A 16047-nucleotide genomic window follows, 5' to 3' on the forward strand; every position below is an offset into this window, starting at 1 on the left:
TGAATCCATAATCTCGCCTTACTTCTCCATACTGACCAGGTCTTACGCGAAGGCTTCGGGTACTGGTGATCGCTTTAACGATATCAAAATGTCAGCAATTTCACGTAATTGATTCCGGCTATTAACTGCAACTTCAATTAACAGGCGCATATTGATCATAATTGAAACGTAACTGAAGATTTTGTAAAAAGCGAAATTTCTTTTTGAATAATGTAAATAGGATTCGAAGAGGATATTAACGTCAGCAAACTACCACTTAAGGAAGCTGAAACCCAGCGTGCCCGGCTATCTACAAATTCAAAGCTAAGTATAAGTGCGATAAGATTAAAAGGACGATTGGTGTAACTGGTGCCTTCAGGGCTATTTACTATCGTTTGAATATGCTCTAAAAAGTTTTGAAATGCCACAGTAGAAATGATTTCAAAAGTAACCGTCTTGTTAAATTGACAAAATTCCACGGCACTTAACCCATACCTGTCGAAGAACTTCCTTTTCAAATCACCATTGAAGGTTACATAAAAAGATATCTTTACAAGATCAATATTGGCATCAAAATGAATTGTTCTGCTTTCATTTCTGCTTCGCCGTTTAGTAAAAAATTCAGCACTGTTTCTTCGTAAACGGTCCTTTTGAAATTCCTGTATCGTTTTCGGCTCCGTCGTTTCAACTTCTCGTTCATTACCGGGTGTATAACCGCGTTGACGATTGAAAGACGGGTTATTTTGCCATTGGTTAGTAAGAAATACAAATCTATTATCAGGCATTGGGAACTGATATTAATTTACAAGTTGAGGTAACAATAAATTCTAAAAGACTTGTAAAGTAAATATTTCCCATCGAATAAAGACACAAAAGTTTGTAGAAAAATATATTCTAAAACGCCCGTATTCATTGATCTAATTACGTTATCCTACTGATAATAAAAGTCACATCATAATCAACCATCAATCTCCTTCTCTCCACTCATCCACTCTCCACTCTCCCCCCAATACACATGCATATACGACGCCACTACATTCCCCTTCCTATACACCGCCATATCCACCTCCTTCCCCCTCGCATTAAACACCTTCCCTATCCGCTCCAATCCCTCCGTCTCCTCATTAACAGAATAATGAAACTCATGTCCTCTAAACTGCTTCTCTCCCATCTCTACTACTCTATACCCTAACGACAATTTCGCACCTTTCATCGTTGTCTTCAGCCCTAAAAACCTACCATCGGATACTCCACACCATCCTTATCCGCAATACTCTCCCCGAGGTACATCATGCCACCACATTCAGCAATCACTTTCCCTCCCTTTTCACAAAACGCACGTACAGACGCGCGCATCCCCTCATTAGCCGACAACTGCTGCAAATACAATTCCGGATATCCACCAGCAAGGTAAAGTATCTCAGCGGCAGGCATCACCGGATCATGTAAGGGACTAAAGAAGCTAAGCTCTCCCGCATTACGCAGTACCTCCAGATTCTCCAGATAAGTAAAGTTAAACGCTTCATCACGCGCTACTGCTATCGGCAATCCTCCTTTAAGGACAGGAATAAAAGGCGTATAAACAGGTGACGGTCTCTGCGTCATTTCCAGTATCAGGTCCACGTCAACGGTGCGACTGATATGTGCTGCGGCGGCCTCTATGATACCTTCATAATCATTCTCCGAAGATATCGCCAGTCCCAGATGCCGGGATGGTATTTTGATATGCTCATTCGCCGGTACATACCCCAGTGGTGCAACGCCTAAGTCGGCACAGGCATCTTTCAGGAATTGATAATGACTTTCTGTATTCACAAAGTTGAAAATGACGCCTGCGATCTTCACCCCGGGATGAAAATGCATAAAACCATAAATCAGCGGTGCCACTGAATAAGCCATTGCTTTGGCATTGACCACCAATATCACTGGCAGGTCCAGCAACATAGCAATTTCCGCACTACTGCCTTTCATGCGGTCAGCACCGTCAAAAAGTCCCATCACACCTTCTGTGATGACGACATCTGCTGACGCGGCATATTTCCCATACACCTGCTTCAGATGCATTTCGCTCATCATGAATGTATCGAGATTTACACTGGTATTATGGGCTGCGAGAGAATGATGTTTAGTATCAATGTAATCGGGACCGCACTTGAACGGCTGCACGCTCAGTCCCCGTTTGTGTAAGAGACGTAATAGGCCCAGCGTAATGGTTGTTTTCCCTGAATTACTGCTGGGGGCTGCAATTAAAAACTGAGGCTTCATTCGGCCAAAGATAGTACATTCGTGCTCTTATGCAGCGACTAAAGTCCATCATGTTTGCCGGCACTGCATCTGATGTCGGTAAAAGTTTAATCAATACGGGTTTCTGCCGCATCTTCAGACAGGATGGCTATCATCCTGCGCCATTCAAGGCACAGAACATGTCCCTCAACAGCTATGCCACACCGGACGGTTTTGAGATCGGTCGTGCGCAGGCCGTACAGGCAGAAGCCTGTGGTATTCCCTGTAGTACAGACATGAATCCTGTGCTGCTGAAGCCTACAAGTGATAAGGCTTCACAGGTAGTACTGCTGGGTAAACCGGTGGGCAGTCAGTCGGCCTATGATTATTTTATGGGCAATAATAAACAGGAGCTGTTCACTGCATCCAAAGCGGCTTACGACAGGCTCCGGGGACAGCATAATCCCGTTGTGATGGAAGGCGCAGGCAGTATCAGCGAACTCAATCTCAAACACCGGGATATCACCAATATGCGCATGGCCCTGCATGCCAACGCAGACGTTTATCTGGTGGCAGACATCGACCGGGGTGGCGTATTCGCCAGTGTATATGGTACGATTGCCTTGCTCACACCGGAGGAAAAACAACTGATCAAAGGTATTATTATCAATAAATTCAGAGGAGACGCCCGTCTCTTCGAGAGCGGCAGAACGATGATAGAAGAGCTCTGCGGCGTGCCCGTCGTAGGAGTAGTGCCCTATCGGAAGGATATTTATATTGAGGAAGAAGACTCCGTCGGACTGGAACATAAACACAACAAACTGGCCAGCGGCAAGGTGAATGTAGCCGTGGTGCTGCTGAACCGTATTTCCAACTTTACCGACTTTAATGTGCTGGAAAGAGATGAACGTGTACACCTCTTCTATAGTAATAATCCTGCGGACATAGAAAAAGCCGACATTATTATCATTCCCGGCAGTAAAAATACCATTGCTGACCTGATCGATATCAAAAACAACGGCGTTGCCAAAGCCATCGTACAGGCTCATAAGCATAATAAAACCGTCATTGGGATCTGCGGCGGCTACCAGATGATGGGAACAGTCGTAGAAGATCCACACCACGTGGAAGGGCTGATTGAATCAATGCCCGGATTAGGCATTCTGCCGGTAACAACCATACTGACCGAACACAAGATCACCGAACAATGCCGGTTTTACTATAAAGAACAACCAACGGCCTGTGAGGGTTATGAGATTCATATGGGGCTTACTACTTCCAATGGAGATGCACGCCCGTTGAATAATACCCTCGCAGGACACACCGATGGATATCGGCTGACCGACAATTGCTGGGGCACCTACATACACGGTATTCTGGACAATGCCACTGTGGTGGATGACCTGCTGAAAGATCATACCACGCAGTCATCAGCTGCCCCTTTTGATTACCTCGCCTTTAAAGAAGAACAATACGATAAACTGGCGCAGCACCTGCGCGAACACATCGACATAGCATATATTTACGGACAATTAAAGACGCAGTCATGATCAACGGGCACGGAGACGACAGATACCTGTTCAATTACCCTGTTAAAGCCGATTTTAGTTCAAATGTCTATTACGAAGGTTTTGCCGGCGGATTGCGGCAACACCTGACCGATTGTCTCTATAAACTGAACAACTATCCGGAAGCCAATGCACAACGCCTGCAACAGGCATTGGCTGACTGGCACCAACTAACTGCAGAACAGGTACTTGTTACCAACGGTGCAACCGAAGCGTTTTATCTGGTAGCCCATGCATTCCGTAGAAAATCAGTTACTATCGCTATCCCGGCCTTTGCAGAATATGAAGACGCATCTCAGGCGAATGATCTCAGCATCAGCTATATCCATTACGACGAACTGCATGCCGATACCCGCTTTATAGCAGATCTCGTTTTCTTTGGCAATCCGAATAATCCTACCGGCGCCGTATTACAACCCGCAACCATTCGGACATTACTGACGGCACATCCACAGACGATATTCATGATTGATGAAGCCTATGTGGATTTCACGGAAGAAGTGATCTCCATGGTCGGTGATATCAATCAGTTATCCAATCTTATTATTATAAAATCACTGACCAAGACGTATTCCATCCCGGGCCTGCGACTGGGTTATATCCTCAGTAATGCGGATATCATTCACCAGATACTGGCGTCAAAAATGCCTTGGTCAGTAAATGCACTGGCTATCGAAGCCGGACTCTATATCGCACAACACAGAGAGACACTGGCCTTGCCAATCGCCCGGCTGCGGAAAGACACACTGGAACTGATGACCACCGTAAGAAATATAGAAGGAATACAGATCAGGGATACCCATACCAATTTCTTTCTTTCCCGGACTAAGACTGGTACTGCGGCTGACTTAAAACGATACTTACTACAAAACGAAGGACTGCTGATCAGGGATGCGGCTAATTTTAAAAGCCTTACCCCGCAACACTTCAGAGTGGCCACACAAAGACCTGAAGAAAATCAGTTACTTATAAAAGGTATACAGGCATGGATCAACAGTATCTCCTGATCATTGTCCCATTACTGGCCGGCTACCTGCTGGACCTGCTACTGGGAGATCCACGCTGGCTGCCACACCCGATAAGATTATTCGGTAACCTGATCAGCTTTGGTACCAAAATGCTGAATCAGGGGAATGGCCATTTCCTTAAGGGAATGATTATGAGCATATTATTGTGCGCCATTTGCTGGTTGTGCTTTGCAGGTACACAGTATTGGTTACTGCGAATACAGACGCCTGTCTTTTACTATCTGTTCAGCTCCATTTTCGTCTTCTTCGCATTAGCCAATAAAAGCCTTTTACAGGAAGGCAGAGAAGTTTTCGACACACTGGCTACTCAGGGGCTGGATGCCGGCAGAAAACGCCTTTCCTGGATCGTAGGGCGTGAAACGAAAAGCCTCAGCGAGAACCAGATCAGAACAGCCGTCTTTGAAACCCTCTCTGAAAATCTGAGTGACGGCGTCATCGCTCCCCTGTTCTATTATGCTATCGGTGGTTTACCCGCTATGATGACCTATAAGATGATCAATACCCTTGATTCCATGATCGGGTATAAAAAGGAGGAATATTTCTGGTTCGGGAAATTTGCCGCCAGACTGGACGATGTAGCCAATTTCATTCCGGCCCGCATAACAGCCCTCCTCATGGTACTGATTGCCTTTAGTAAACGGGGATTGACCTATATCTTCAGATATGGCCGCCAACATGCCAGTCCGAACTCCGGTTACCCGGAAGCAGCCCTTGCAGGCATCATGTATTGCCGCTTTGGAGGGCCCAATACCTACCACGGACAATTAGTCGTGAAACCCTACATCGGCGAACATGCCCGGGATATCCGGCATGAAGAACTGCGCAAAGTGATGTATATCAACCACGCCGTGACATTCCTGACGGTATTGCTCATTGCCGGAGCTTACATTATATATGCCGTAACTACCTGATTGACTGCACGCTGTTCTACTCTACTGCTAAAAAGAGCAAATAATTACCTACATTTGGGCCAGTTTTTGGTTTTCGTCCGGCCCAAAGCCGGCTGAAATTAAAAGGGAATTTGGTGAAAACCCAAAACAGTTCCCGCTGCTGTAAGTTCTGTAACAGCTTTTAACCAGTGCCACTGTCATAGTCCCCTATCGGATGGGAAGGCGTTAAGAGTAGAACGAGTCAGAAGACCTGCCAACAAACTATGTTTATCCAACACTTCGGGAAAAAAGTCATGGGAGAACGTAATACACGTATGCCGTCCGGTATACATGATTCCTGTTTTCTTTCTTTTACTGAGGTCTTGTTTAATCATTAACGGGTAATTAATGTATTAATCAAAAGTAACCAGTCGTATGGCAATTAAAGATCTGACTAAAGTTCAGAAGATCCTTTTTATCTGTAATGGAGGCACCTGTAATAAAAATAATGCTGCTGACGAAAACACTGTGCAGTTAAGAACACACCTCACGGAGCATGACCTCAATGACGAAATTCACACCGTTCGTACCAAATGCCTCGGGCAGTGTACCTGGGGGCCGATGATCTTTATGCATCCGGAAGGCCTCTGGTATAAAAACGTTAATCTGGATACTACCCGCGAAATCGTGACGCAACACCTCATGAAAAATGAACTGGTGCTGGAAAATGTGCATTTTCCGGAAGCGGAGCTGGTAGATTCAAAACCGCTGACGCTTAAAAGCCATCAGCCAAACGAATAAAACCCCAGCAGATGAACATCTTACAACAAGATCTGACCGGATTTATCGTCCTGGCCGTACTTGGTTTACGTCATGGGCTGGACCCCGATCATATTACAGTGATCGACGGATATACCTACCGCCTGCATCTCCATAAAAGTATCTGGACCAGATGGGTAGGTACCCTCTTTACTTTCGGACATGGTATCATGGTCACCGCTATTGCCCTCTTTCTCTGTATCCTGAAGAATAACTTTCAGATGCCGGCAATGCTGGACATCGTGGTAGAATGGTTATCTTCTGTGATGCTGCTGTTCATGGGTATTTCCAACCTCATCAATCTGAGCCGCAAAGACGGTACACAGGTAAGCGGATTCCGGAAACGCCTCGTTCCCAAAGCTTTTAGTAACAGCCTGAATCCATTCACAGTGATCATCACCGGTATCATATTCGGGTTCATCTTCGATACCTCTTCCCAGATCGCCGCATTCGGATACGCCGTATCCGTCTCCAATCAATGGATCTATGCCATCATGGGCGGTGTCGTATTCTCACTCGGACTGATCATCACCGGTACCTGCGATTCCCTGTTGCTGAGCAAGTTACTCAAGACCTTCGATCGGAAAAAGATCCAGAGTCATCGTTTTAAACTGAATGTGCTGATCACGATCATGTGTTTTGCCATTCCTTTGTATAAAATTGCAAGCGCATGGAACGAGTCGCTGGAACTAAATGATTTCCAGAATAATATTGTCGGACTCGTTTTTATTAGTATCATTATATCTTTATACGTGGAGCTGTACCTGCGGCACCGATACGCCAGACAGGAAATAGCCAATGAGGCGGATCCACGTTAAGGATCAAATATTATATGAGTAAAGCACCGACAAATACCATCAGCATATTAGGCTGTGGCTGGCTGGGTCTTCCGCTGGCAATCCATCTTGTAAAAGAAGGGTGTGCCGTGAAAGGGTCCGTCACCTCGGAAGATAAAATGGACGAACTGGCACAACAACAGATCCAACCTTATCAGGTCATGATCACTGAAGCCGGTATTGAAAGTAATGACATCGCGGGATTCCTGGAAAGTGAAATACTGATCATTAATTTTCCTCCTTCCCGCCGGGAAGACGTCGTGCTCTATCATCAGGCACAGATGGCACACCTCGTGAAAGCGATAGAGACAAGTCCGGTACAGAAAGTGTTGTTCATCAGTTCTACTTCCGTTTACCCTGATGTAAACGGAGAAGTCTTTGAACATGAAACCGCCACACCTTCCAAAGGCAGCGGTAAAGCCTTACTGGCTGTTGAAAAAATGCTGCGTACCAATCTCCGTTTTATGACAACAGTGGTACGTTTTGCAGGACTGATCGGCTACGATCGTATGCCCGGCCGCTTTCTGGCCGGTAAGAAGAATGTAGAGAATGGTGATGCGCCGATCAACGTTATCCACCAGGACGATTGTATCGGTATCATCACAGGTATTATCCGTCTGCAGGCATGGGGTGATGTATTCAACGCCTGTGCAGATGAACATCCGACACGCAGGGAATATTATACAAAGGCCGCCGCTATCGCCGGACTGGAACTACCTACATTCGCTGCTACTGCCGATCCTCATTTCAAAATAATCAACGCAGACAAGATCAAACAAAGACTGGATTATTCATTCAAGTACCCTGATCCTGTTCAATTATTACAAACCGGCATATGAAAGGGATATTAATCTGTGGTCATGGCAGCCGCGATCCGGAAGGAGTCGAAGGCTTTAAAGCACTGGTGGCATTATTGCGCAAACGCTATCCTGACAGGATGGTGGATTATGGTTTCCTTGAATTCTCCCACCCCGTATATGCGGCAGCAGTCGAGCGGATGTATGTGGCGGGCATACGGGAGATCATTGCCATTCCGGCTATTCTCTTTGCCGGTGGTCATGCCAAAAATGATATTCCTTTTGAAATGAATACCCTGCAGTCCCAATATCCGGACCTGCGTATCAAACTGGGTAGACATATCGGTATTACACCTTCCATCCTTCAACTGGCAGGAAAACTTGTAGCACAGGCAGAAGCGGCACATCCGCCGCTGGACAGACAGGACGCTTGTCTGCTGCTCGTAGGAAGAGGGACCTCAGATCCTGATGCCAACTCAGACGTGGCCAAAATGACCCGTATGCTGGGAGAAGGACTGGGCTTCGGGTTCTCCACCACTGCTTTTATCGGAGTGACACAACCACTGCTGAAAGATCATTTACCGATTATAAATCATCTGCCATATAAGAGAATTGTCGCATTACCTGTGTTCTTATTCACCGGCGTATTGCTCAAAAAGATCTATGCTCAGCTGGAAGAATTCGCCGCAACAACAGATAAACAAATCATCGCCACCAGATCATTTGAGTGCGACGAACTGCTGTTGCAAACCATAGATGAACGCATCCGCGAAGTACAGGAAGGTAGTCCGGATATGAACTGTCAGTTGTGCAAATACCGCACACAGATCATCGGTTTCGAAGAAGAAGTCGGCAAAGAACAAGTCGGCCACCATCTGGCTGTAAAAGGCATCTTATTCGAAGAAGAAGAAAAACCCGGTGAAAAGAAAACCGTTCTGACAACCGTTAAAAAGATACTCGGCATCTGATACATGAATAGTAAAGGAAAGATATATGGCGTATCATTAGGTCCCGGCGATCCGTTATTGATCACCGTTAAAGGCCTGCAGACACTACAACAGGCAGACAAGATCTACTATCCGGGTTCTCTCCTCGCGGATGGCAGTACCAGCAGTTATTCGTTGCAGATATTGCAGCATTATCAGCTGGACGCAGATAAACTACAGGGCATGTTCCTGAAAATGTCAGACGACCGCGAAGCAGCTGAACAGACATATGCAGCCACTTTTCAGCAAATGCTGGCTGATTACGAAGCAGGTTTACAGGTCGCATTTGTCAGTGAAGGAGATATTTCCTTCTACAGTACTTTCGCCTATCTGCTGAAACATATTCAGCAACACCAGCTGGAACTGGAGATTATTGCCGGCGTACCCTCCTTTATATTAGGCGCCGCACAACACCAGTCATCACTGGCGATCCTCAATGAGAAAATTGCTATCCTGCCAAGAATGAAAGACAGAGATACGCTCTCCCGTTATCTGGAAGAGTTTGAGACCGTTGTGCTCATTAAAGTCAGAAGCGTCCTGCAGGATATCCGTAACCTGATCCAACAAATGGGTATCCAGATCGTCTACTGCGAAAGATTGGGCACCACACAGCAATACATCACTACAAACATAAACGACCTGGAAAACAGGGAGATCCCCTATTTTTCATTACTCATTTTAAAAAGAATATGAAGTTAAGCGTAGTTGGCATAGGCCCCGGCGGTAAAGACTATATCCTGCCTGTTGCACAACAGGTACTGGCCACGGCTGATATCGCCATCGGGTACAGTTACTATTTTCAGTTTGTAGCGCACCTGCTGCCCGCACACTGCGAATGTATCGGGAAAGACCTGACAGAAGAGGAAGCCCGCGCCGAACTGGCCGTGAACCGTTGTGAACCAGGTAAACATGTGGTGGTGATCAGTTCCGGAGATGCAGGTATTTATGCCATGGCCTCACTGGTCTATCAATATGCCAGCACCCGCACCGACAAACCCATCGATTTACAGACCATCCCAGGTATAAGTGCGTTTATCGCTTCAGCCGGCAGACTGGGAGCCCCGCTGGGACACGATTTCTGTTGCATTTCCCTGTCTGATCTGATGACGCCATGGCCCGTAATAGAGAAAAGGATACAGGCAGCTGCTATTGGCGACTTCGTAACTTCCTTATATAATCCAAGAAGTAAAAAACGTTTCTGGCAACTGGCCCGCTTCAGGGAATTGTTCCTTTTACATAGAGATCCGGCAACACCTGTGGCGATCATCCGTCAGGTGACCAGACCGGATGAGACCATTACCATCACTACATTGAGTGATATGGATGTGGAATCTGTAGATATGTTTTCATTGGTGATGATCGGCAACTCGCAGACTTACCAGTTCAACAATCACCTCGTAACACCGAGAGGTTATATGGCCAGAAAGCCAGCCTCCGGACAGGAAATACAGGATGAAAGCTTCCGCCAGATCGCTGCACAGCTGAAACGCGAAGATGTCAGCGAAGCAGACAGATGGGCGATCATGCGTTGTATCCATACGACGGCTGACTTCGAATACGAAGAGCTATATTTATCTAATAACGACGCCATCGCACAATGGCATGATTATCTGCGCACAGGCGGTACTATCGTGACAGACGTGACCATGGTACAATCAGGTATCACCAAAGAATTCATCAAAAAATATAATGCCAATGTTTACTGTTATCTCAATGATGAAGCGGTATTACCATTGGCAGAAAAAGAAGGACTGACCCGTAGTCAGGCAGGTATGCGTATCGCGATTGAAAAACATCCGGATGCGCTCTTTGTCGTGGGTAATGCACCTACTGCCCTGTTTGAACTCTGCGATCAGTTACAGGAACGTAAGTTCTCCCCTGCCGGTATCATCGGTGCCCCGGTAGGCTTTGTCAATGTGATAGAATCAAAACTGAAGCTGCAGGCAATGAAAACGGTGCCCTACGTGATCATCCGCGGAAGAAAAGGCGGTAGCAATGTAGCTGCCAGCATCGTCAATGCAGCATTCACCGTAAAAGACAGGTAGTGGAATATATCGTTATCGGCATATCAAACAATCCTGACTATCTCCTGCCGCAAGCAGCAATGGAGATAGTACCGCATTACCGCGTGTTCTCCGGTGGTAAACGACATTATGAACTGATACAAAAACACCTGCCCGCGGATCACCAATGGATAGACATCCGTAGTGATATGCCGGCACTGTTTGAACAGTATAAAACATATGAAGAGGATATTGTGATCTTCGCCTCAGGAGATCCTTTATTCTACGGATTTGCCGCTACCATACAAAAGTATCATCCGGAGGCTGACCTGCAGGTATCGCCTTATTTCAACAGCATACAACTGCTTTGTCACCGGTTGAACTTTGCCTATTCCCATGTGGTGAATACGTCCGTACACGGCCGTTCCTGGGAAGAACTGGATCAGGCCCTGATCAGACAACATCAAAGCATTGGCATACTCACCGATCAGGTGAAAACACCCGCCGCCATAGCCGCAAGGATGGTGGAATACGGGTACGATAACTATGTGATGTATATCGGGGAAAACCTCGAAGGCACCGGACAAAAGATCGTATTCGGCGAGCATATGAAAGACATGAGGGATTATGAGGCACATACGCTAAACTGCGTGCTGCTGAATAAAAAACACCACCGGTCTTTATCTGCCGGCATACCCGATCACAGTTTTGAAGGACTGGAAGGCCGGCCGAATATGATCACCAAAATGCCTATCAGAATGGTGAGTCTGGCACAGCTGGACCTCTCTTCCCGGCATACCTGCTGGGATATCGGCTTTTGTACAGGATCGGTATCCATAGAAGCCCGCAGACAGTACCCACACCTGCAGATTGTTGCCTTTGAAAAGCGGCCCGAATGTGATGCCCTGTTTGAGGCCAATACACGGAAGCATGGTACACCCGGCATAAGGAAGGTCATGGGCGACATCTTTGAACAGGACCTTGCTGCTTTGCCGAAGCCTGATGCCGTTTTTATCGGTGGACATGGCAACCGGCTGGAAGCATTGATCACAGAACTGGACAACTATCTGCCATCAAAAGCGAAGCTCGTTATCAATGCAGTGAAAGAAGACAGCAAAACGCAGTTTATCGCAGCAGCCAGACAACTAAACTATACATTATCTGAACCGATGGTGATTACCGTGGATGCCCACAATCCGATCACTATCCTGACAGCAGAAAAGCAATAAAATGAGTAAGACAGTCATCATCGCCAGTACCGACAGAGGTGTTGCATTGGGCAACAGGATCCGGACAGAGTTTCCGAAATCCCTGCTGGTGAGCACCCGCCCACATGAGCAAGCCACACAGATAGAAAGTATCGCGGCCTTTCTGGAAAATAACTTCAGCGCCTTTGATACGTTGATCTTTGTTGGTGCACTGGGCATCTGTGTACGAAGCATTGCCCCTTATTTACAGGACAAAAACAGCGATCCTGCCGTCATCAATATGGATGACAACGGGCGTTTTGTACAGGCAGTAGTATCCGGACATGTCGGCGGTGCAAATGACATTACCCGCAAAGTAGCAGCCGCTATCGGTGCACAAGCTGTCATAACGACCAGCAGTGATCTGCAGGAGCTCTGGGCACTGGATACACTGGCGAAGGAATTTGGCTGGAAAGCTACGGCTACGCCGGATATGAACAGCGTCATTTCATTGTTTGTCAACAATAAAAGAACCGCTTTACTACTTGACATAAAAGATAAAGGCACTGCTTATCTGGAGAAAAGTCTGCCGATATTTACAGATGTATATTATGATTTTCAACAGATAGATCTGAGTCAATATGAGCTGCTGATTGCGGTGACTTACAAAGTGTACACGATCAACATACCGGTGTTACATTTCCATGCACCTGTTTTACATGTTGGCATGGGCTGTTCCCGCGATATTGAAACGGAGCAACTGGAAGCATCTGTGTATGCGCAACTGACACAACAACAACTGGCACCGGCGGCCATAAAAAGCATTGGTTCCATCGATGTAAAACACGATGAAACGGCCTTTATTGCTTTAGCGGAGAAATTGCAGGTACCCTTTGTTACCTATACAGCAGCAGCACTGAATACACAGCAGGTGGCGAATCCATCTGAGGTGGTGATGTCTAAACTGGGCGTGCACAGCGTATCAGAAGCATCTGCCATGCTATTGTCCGGTAATCAGGAATTACTGCTGGAAAAACAAAAGATCACCGTGCCTTCCGGCAAGAAACATACTATTGCCGTTGCTCTGGATAGTCAGGTTATCCGTAAAGCGGTGGTAGCTATTGTGGGTGCAGGTCCGGGCGATGCGGAACTGATCAGTCTTAAAGGAAAACAGCTGGTAGAAACCGCTGATCTGATATTATATGCCGGTAGCCTTATACCGGAAGAGATCACGCATTATGCGAAGAAAGAGGCCATTGTCAGAAATTCCGCCAGCATGACGCTGGAAGAACAGATAGGACTGATGGAAGAGCATTATACAAAAGGCCACCTGATCGTGCGTTTACAGTCAGGTGATCCGAGTATTTATGGTGCGATACAGGAACAGATGACCATCTTCGATGAGAAGGGTATGGACTATTATATTGTACCGGGTATTTCTTCCTTTCAGGCGGCGGCTGCCAGTCTGAAGTCAGAATTTACCATCCCTGAAGTTGTACAGAGTATCATCCTGACCAGAGGTGCGGGCAAAACACCTTTGCCGGAGCATGAGAAGCTGAACGAGATGGCGAAACACAAAGCCACTATGTGCATCTTCCTGAGTGCGACTATTGCGAAATCAGTACAGGAACAGTTGCTGGAACACTACGAACCGGAAACATCCGTGGCAGTATTGTATCGGGTAAGCTGGAAAGACGAAGAGATCTACACCGGGCAACTGAAAGACCTTGCACAGATTGTACGGGAGAATAAACTGACGCTTACCACACTGGTGATTGTAGGTGTGGCTATTGGCGCCAGAAAGAACCGTTCTCATTTATACAGCCCTGAATGGAAGCATACGTTCAGGACCGGAAAAGCATTAAAAGCAAAGTAATGATATTGGTTTTTGGTGGAACAACAGAAGGCAAAAAAGTAGCGGGCATACTCGAACAGCATGCGCGACACTATTACTATTCCACCAAAACGGCGATAGATTTCAAGGGAGGTACATATGGGCAATACCGGCATGGTGCAATGACAACGGAAGATCTGCAGGCCTTCTGCGTTACACAGGGCGTTAAAGCCATTGTACATGCCAGTCACCCGTTTGCCACCGTACTTCATGAAACGATCCATACAGGTGCACAGGCACTCTCGCTACCTGTATTTCGTTTTGAACGCAGTTATCCTGAAAAGCAGGAACATCCGCTGATCATATATGTAGATGCTTATCAGGCGGCAACGGACTGGCTGGAACAGCATCCCGTAAAACGGTTGCTGGCACTCACCGGCGTACAGACCATTACTGCTTTAGAAAATTACTGGCGGCAGCATGCTACTATCTTCCGGATATTACCCCGGGAAAGTTCGCTGGCATTAGCCAAAGCTGCGGGATTTCCGGAGCAGGATCTTATCATGGAAATGCCGGGGGATGATCTGCAACAGGAATCTGCTCTGATACAACAATACCAGATCGGGGCGATCCTGACAAAAGAAAGCGGGAATCCGGGTTTCTTTCTACCAAGATCAGGGCCGCCCTTGAAAATGATATACCCATACTGATCGTCCGGCGGCCTGCTTTGCCGGCATCGTTTATTCCGGTAACGGACGAAGCATCACTGATCGGACACTTAAATCGTTTAGGGGTATGAGTCTGCAGGAGATACCAGCCGGCCCGTTAAGACAGGGTTACACCACCGGGGCATGTGCAACCGCATGTACCCGTGCGGCACTGTTAGCACTGATCAGGCAGGAGCCGGTATCCGAAGTGGAAATCACTCTGCCCCTTGGAGAGAAGGTAACATTTACTATCAGTTCCTGCACTTTTACCAGTGAACAGGCCACCTGTACAACGGTGAAAGACGCGGGGATGATCCTGATGTGACGAATGGTGCCACCATCGGTGTAACAGTCTCCTTCAACGATACGATGGAAGTGAAGTTCTTCCGGGGAGAAGGTGTAGGTATTGTTACTCTGCCCGGACTGGCGATCGGGGTCGGCGAACCGGCGATTAATCCGGTACCCCGGAAGATGATGACAGATGTTGCCTTATTCCTGACACATCGCTATAAGCTCACTAAAGGGGTCAATATCGAGGTTTTTGTCGTGGATGGGGTGAATATAGCCCAAAAGACCCTGAACAGCCGTATTGGCATCTTAGACGGCATTTCCATACTGGGTACTACGGTATTGTCAGACCCTTCAGTGCGTCTGCCTATATTGCCAGTATTACACAGGGAATTGATGTGGCATTGGCCAATAACTGTCTGGAGATCGTAATCAATTCCGGGGGCCGCTCGGAGAACATCCTGCGGAAACGTTTTGGGCACCTGCCGGAATTCGCCTTTATACAATACGGCAACTGGATAGGTGAAACGCTGGAGAAGATCCGCAGTGTACCGCTGGAAAAGGTGACCATGGGTATTATGCTGGGAAAGGCAGCCAAGCTGGCACAAGGGGAGCTTGATACACACAGCGGGAAGTCCACCTGGGATAAACAGTTTATTCATGGACTGGCAAAGGAATGCGGGTACAGCGATGAGCAATGCGCTCCTATCCTCGAACTGAATATGGCCCGGCGCCTGACGGAGATATTTCCGTTCACAGAACAGGAACCCTTCTTCCGGACATTGGCAGCACGTTGCTACGCCGTGTGCAAACCACTGGTGCCCAAGGTTGATTTACAAATATTACTGATTGACGCAAACGATACTATTCTAAGGTTTTAATATGATTGGATATCTTTTTACAGACTCTTTATTATTAGGCAT

13 protein-coding genes, 2 pseudogenes and 1 riboswitch are annotated in these 16047 nt (G+C 47.0%); of the genes and pseudogenes, 13 read left to right on the plus strand and 2 right to left on the minus strand.

Annotation, left to right across the window (positions count from 1 at the left end):
• Window positions 1-155: 155 nt before the first annotated feature.
• Together FEF09_RS23410 and FEF09_RS23415 are read right to left on the minus strand one after the other, a co-directional pair.
• Window positions 156-764, minus strand: a complete 609-nt coding sequence (locus FEF09_RS23410; protein ID WP_146307355.1) for a hypothetical protein — start codon at window positions 762-764, stop codon at window positions 156-158.
• 173 nt (window positions 765-937) lie between these two features.
• Window positions 938-2244 (minus strand): annotated as a pseudogene (locus tag FEF09_RS23415) (cobyrinate a,c-diamide synthase).
• A 29-nt stretch (window positions 2245-2273) separates the two neighbouring features.
• Here FEF09_RS23415 and FEF09_RS23420 point away from each other — a divergent pair.
• From FEF09_RS23420 to FEF09_RS23480, 13 genes and pseudogenes are all read left to right on the plus strand, one after another.
• Window positions 2274-3752, plus strand: a complete 1479-nt coding sequence (locus FEF09_RS23420) for a cobyric acid synthase (RefSeq protein WP_186774484.1) — start codon at window positions 2274-2276, stop codon at window positions 3750-3752.
• Complete coding sequence (locus tag FEF09_RS23425) at window positions 3749-4777, plus strand: pyridoxal phosphate-dependent aminotransferase (RefSeq protein WP_146307356.1); 1029 nt, start codon at window positions 3749-3751, stop codon at window positions 4775-4777. Before FEF09_RS23420 ends, FEF09_RS23425 begins: the two co-directional genes overlap by 4 nt.
• On the plus strand, window positions 4756-5709 hold the full coding sequence (gene cbiB / locus FEF09_RS23430) for an adenosylcobinamide-phosphate synthase CbiB (protein ID WP_146307357.1): 954 nt from the start codon (window positions 4756-4758) through the stop codon (window positions 5707-5709). The genes FEF09_RS23425 and cbiB overlap by 22 nt, the downstream gene beginning before the upstream one ends.
• Before the next feature lie 50 nt (window positions 5710-5759).
• Window positions 5760-5961, plus strand: a riboswitch (cobalamin riboswitch).
• A gap of 141 nt (window positions 5962-6102) precedes the next feature.
• Window positions 6103-6468 (plus strand): (2Fe-2S) ferredoxin domain-containing protein, encoded by a 366-nt coding sequence (locus FEF09_RS23435; protein WP_146307358.1) that lies wholly within the window; start codon window positions 6103-6105, stop codon window positions 6466-6468.
• Between the two features lie 11 nt (window positions 6469-6479).
• Window positions 6480-7304, plus strand: a complete 825-nt coding sequence (locus tag FEF09_RS23440; RefSeq protein WP_146307359.1) for an NAD+ synthetase — start codon at window positions 6480-6482, stop codon at window positions 7302-7304.
• 14 nt (window positions 7305-7318) lie between these two features.
• Window positions 7319-8161, plus strand: a complete 843-nt coding sequence (locus FEF09_RS23445; RefSeq protein WP_146307360.1) for an SDR family oxidoreductase — start codon at window positions 7319-7321, stop codon at window positions 8159-8161.
• The gene (locus tag FEF09_RS23450; protein ID WP_146307361.1) at window positions 8158-9087 is read left to right on the plus strand and encodes a sirohydrochlorin chelatase; all 930 of its coding nucleotides are present in this window, start codon (window positions 8158-8160) and stop codon (window positions 9085-9087) included. Before FEF09_RS23445 ends, FEF09_RS23450 begins: the two co-directional genes overlap by 4 nt.
• Window positions 9088-9090: 3 nt before the next feature.
• Window positions 9091-9798, plus strand: coding sequence for a precorrin-2 C(20)-methyltransferase (gene cobI / locus FEF09_RS23455; RefSeq protein WP_146307362.1), 708 nt, complete (start codon window positions 9091-9093; stop codon window positions 9796-9798).
• Window positions 9795-11150 carry a precorrin-3B C(17)-methyltransferase gene (cobJ, locus tag FEF09_RS23460; protein WP_146307363.1) on the plus strand — a complete coding sequence of 452 codons (1356 nt, stop codon included), beginning with the start codon at window positions 9795-9797 and terminating at the stop codon, window positions 11148-11150. Before cobI ends, cobJ begins: the two co-directional genes overlap by 4 nt.
• Window positions 11150-12337 carry a precorrin-6y C5,15-methyltransferase (decarboxylating) subunit CbiE gene (gene cbiE / locus FEF09_RS23465; RefSeq protein WP_146307364.1) on the plus strand — a complete coding sequence of 396 codons (1188 nt, stop codon included), beginning with the start codon at window positions 11150-11152 and terminating at the stop codon, window positions 12335-12337. Before cobJ ends, cbiE begins: the two co-directional genes overlap by 1 nt.
• A gap of 1 nt (window position 12338) precedes the next feature.
• On the plus strand, window positions 12339-14171 hold the full coding sequence (gene cobM / locus FEF09_RS23470; protein ID WP_146307365.1) for a precorrin-4 C(11)-methyltransferase: 1833 nt from the start codon (window positions 12339-12341) through the stop codon (window positions 14169-14171).
• Window positions 14171-14839 carry a precorrin-6A/cobalt-precorrin-6A reductase gene (locus FEF09_RS23475; protein WP_222597087.1) on the plus strand — a complete coding sequence of 223 codons (669 nt, stop codon included), beginning with the start codon at window positions 14171-14173 and terminating at the stop codon, window positions 14837-14839. The genes cobM and FEF09_RS23475 overlap by 1 nt, the downstream gene beginning before the upstream one ends.
• A gap of 85 nt (window positions 14840-14924) precedes the next feature.
• Window positions 14925-16005: pseudogene (locus tag FEF09_RS23480) on the plus strand (cobalt-precorrin-5B (C(1))-methyltransferase).
• Window positions 16006-16047 lie beyond the last annotated feature (42 nt).

Origin of the sequence: Chitinophaga pinensis, from assembly GCF_007896845.1 — a bacterium.
Lineage (GTDB): Bacteria > Bacteroidota > Bacteroidia > Chitinophagales > Chitinophagaceae > Chitinophaga > Chitinophaga pinensis_C.

Bases quoted from the DNA above. Each gene is read 5' to 3' on its own strand.
- cobI (WP_146307362.1), top strand. From the start codon at position 9,091: ATGAATAGTAAAGGAAAGATATATGGCGTATCATTAGGTCCCGGCGAT.
- FEF09_RS23445 (WP_146307360.1), top strand. From the start codon at position 7,319: ATGAGTAAAGCACCGACAAATACCATCAGCATATTAGGCTGTGGCTGG.
- FEF09_RS23440 (WP_146307359.1), top strand. From the start codon at position 6,480: ATGAACATCTTACAACAAGATCTGACCGGATTTATCGTCCTGGCCGTA.
- cbiB (WP_146307357.1), top strand. From the start codon at position 4,756: ATGGATCAACAGTATCTCCTGATCATTGTCCCATTACTGGCCGGCTAC.
- FEF09_RS23410 (WP_146307355.1), bottom strand. From the start codon at position 764: ATGCCTGATAATAGATTTGTATTTCTTACTAACCAATGGCAAAATAAC.
- FEF09_RS23425 (WP_146307356.1), top strand. From the start codon at position 3,749: ATGATCAACGGGCACGGAGACGACAGATACCTGTTCAATTACCCTGTT.
- FEF09_RS23435 (WP_146307358.1), top strand. From the start codon at position 6,103: ATGGCAATTAAAGATCTGACTAAAGTTCAGAAGATCCTTTTTATCTGT.
- FEF09_RS23450 (WP_146307361.1), top strand. From the start codon at position 8,158: ATGAAAGGGATATTAATCTGTGGTCATGGCAGCCGCGATCCGGAAGGA.
- cobM (WP_146307365.1), top strand. From the start codon at position 12,339: ATGAGTAAGACAGTCATCATCGCCAGTACCGACAGAGGTGTTGCATTG.
- FEF09_RS23420 (WP_186774484.1), top strand. From the start codon at position 2,274: ATGCAGCGACTAAAGTCCATCATGTTTGCCGGCACTGCATCTGATGTC.
- cobJ (WP_146307363.1), top strand. From the start codon at position 9,795: ATGAAGTTAAGCGTAGTTGGCATAGGCCCCGGCGGTAAAGACTATATC.
- FEF09_RS23475 (WP_222597087.1), top strand. From the start codon at position 14,171: ATGATATTGGTTTTTGGTGGAACAACAGAAGGCAAAAAAGTAGCGGGC.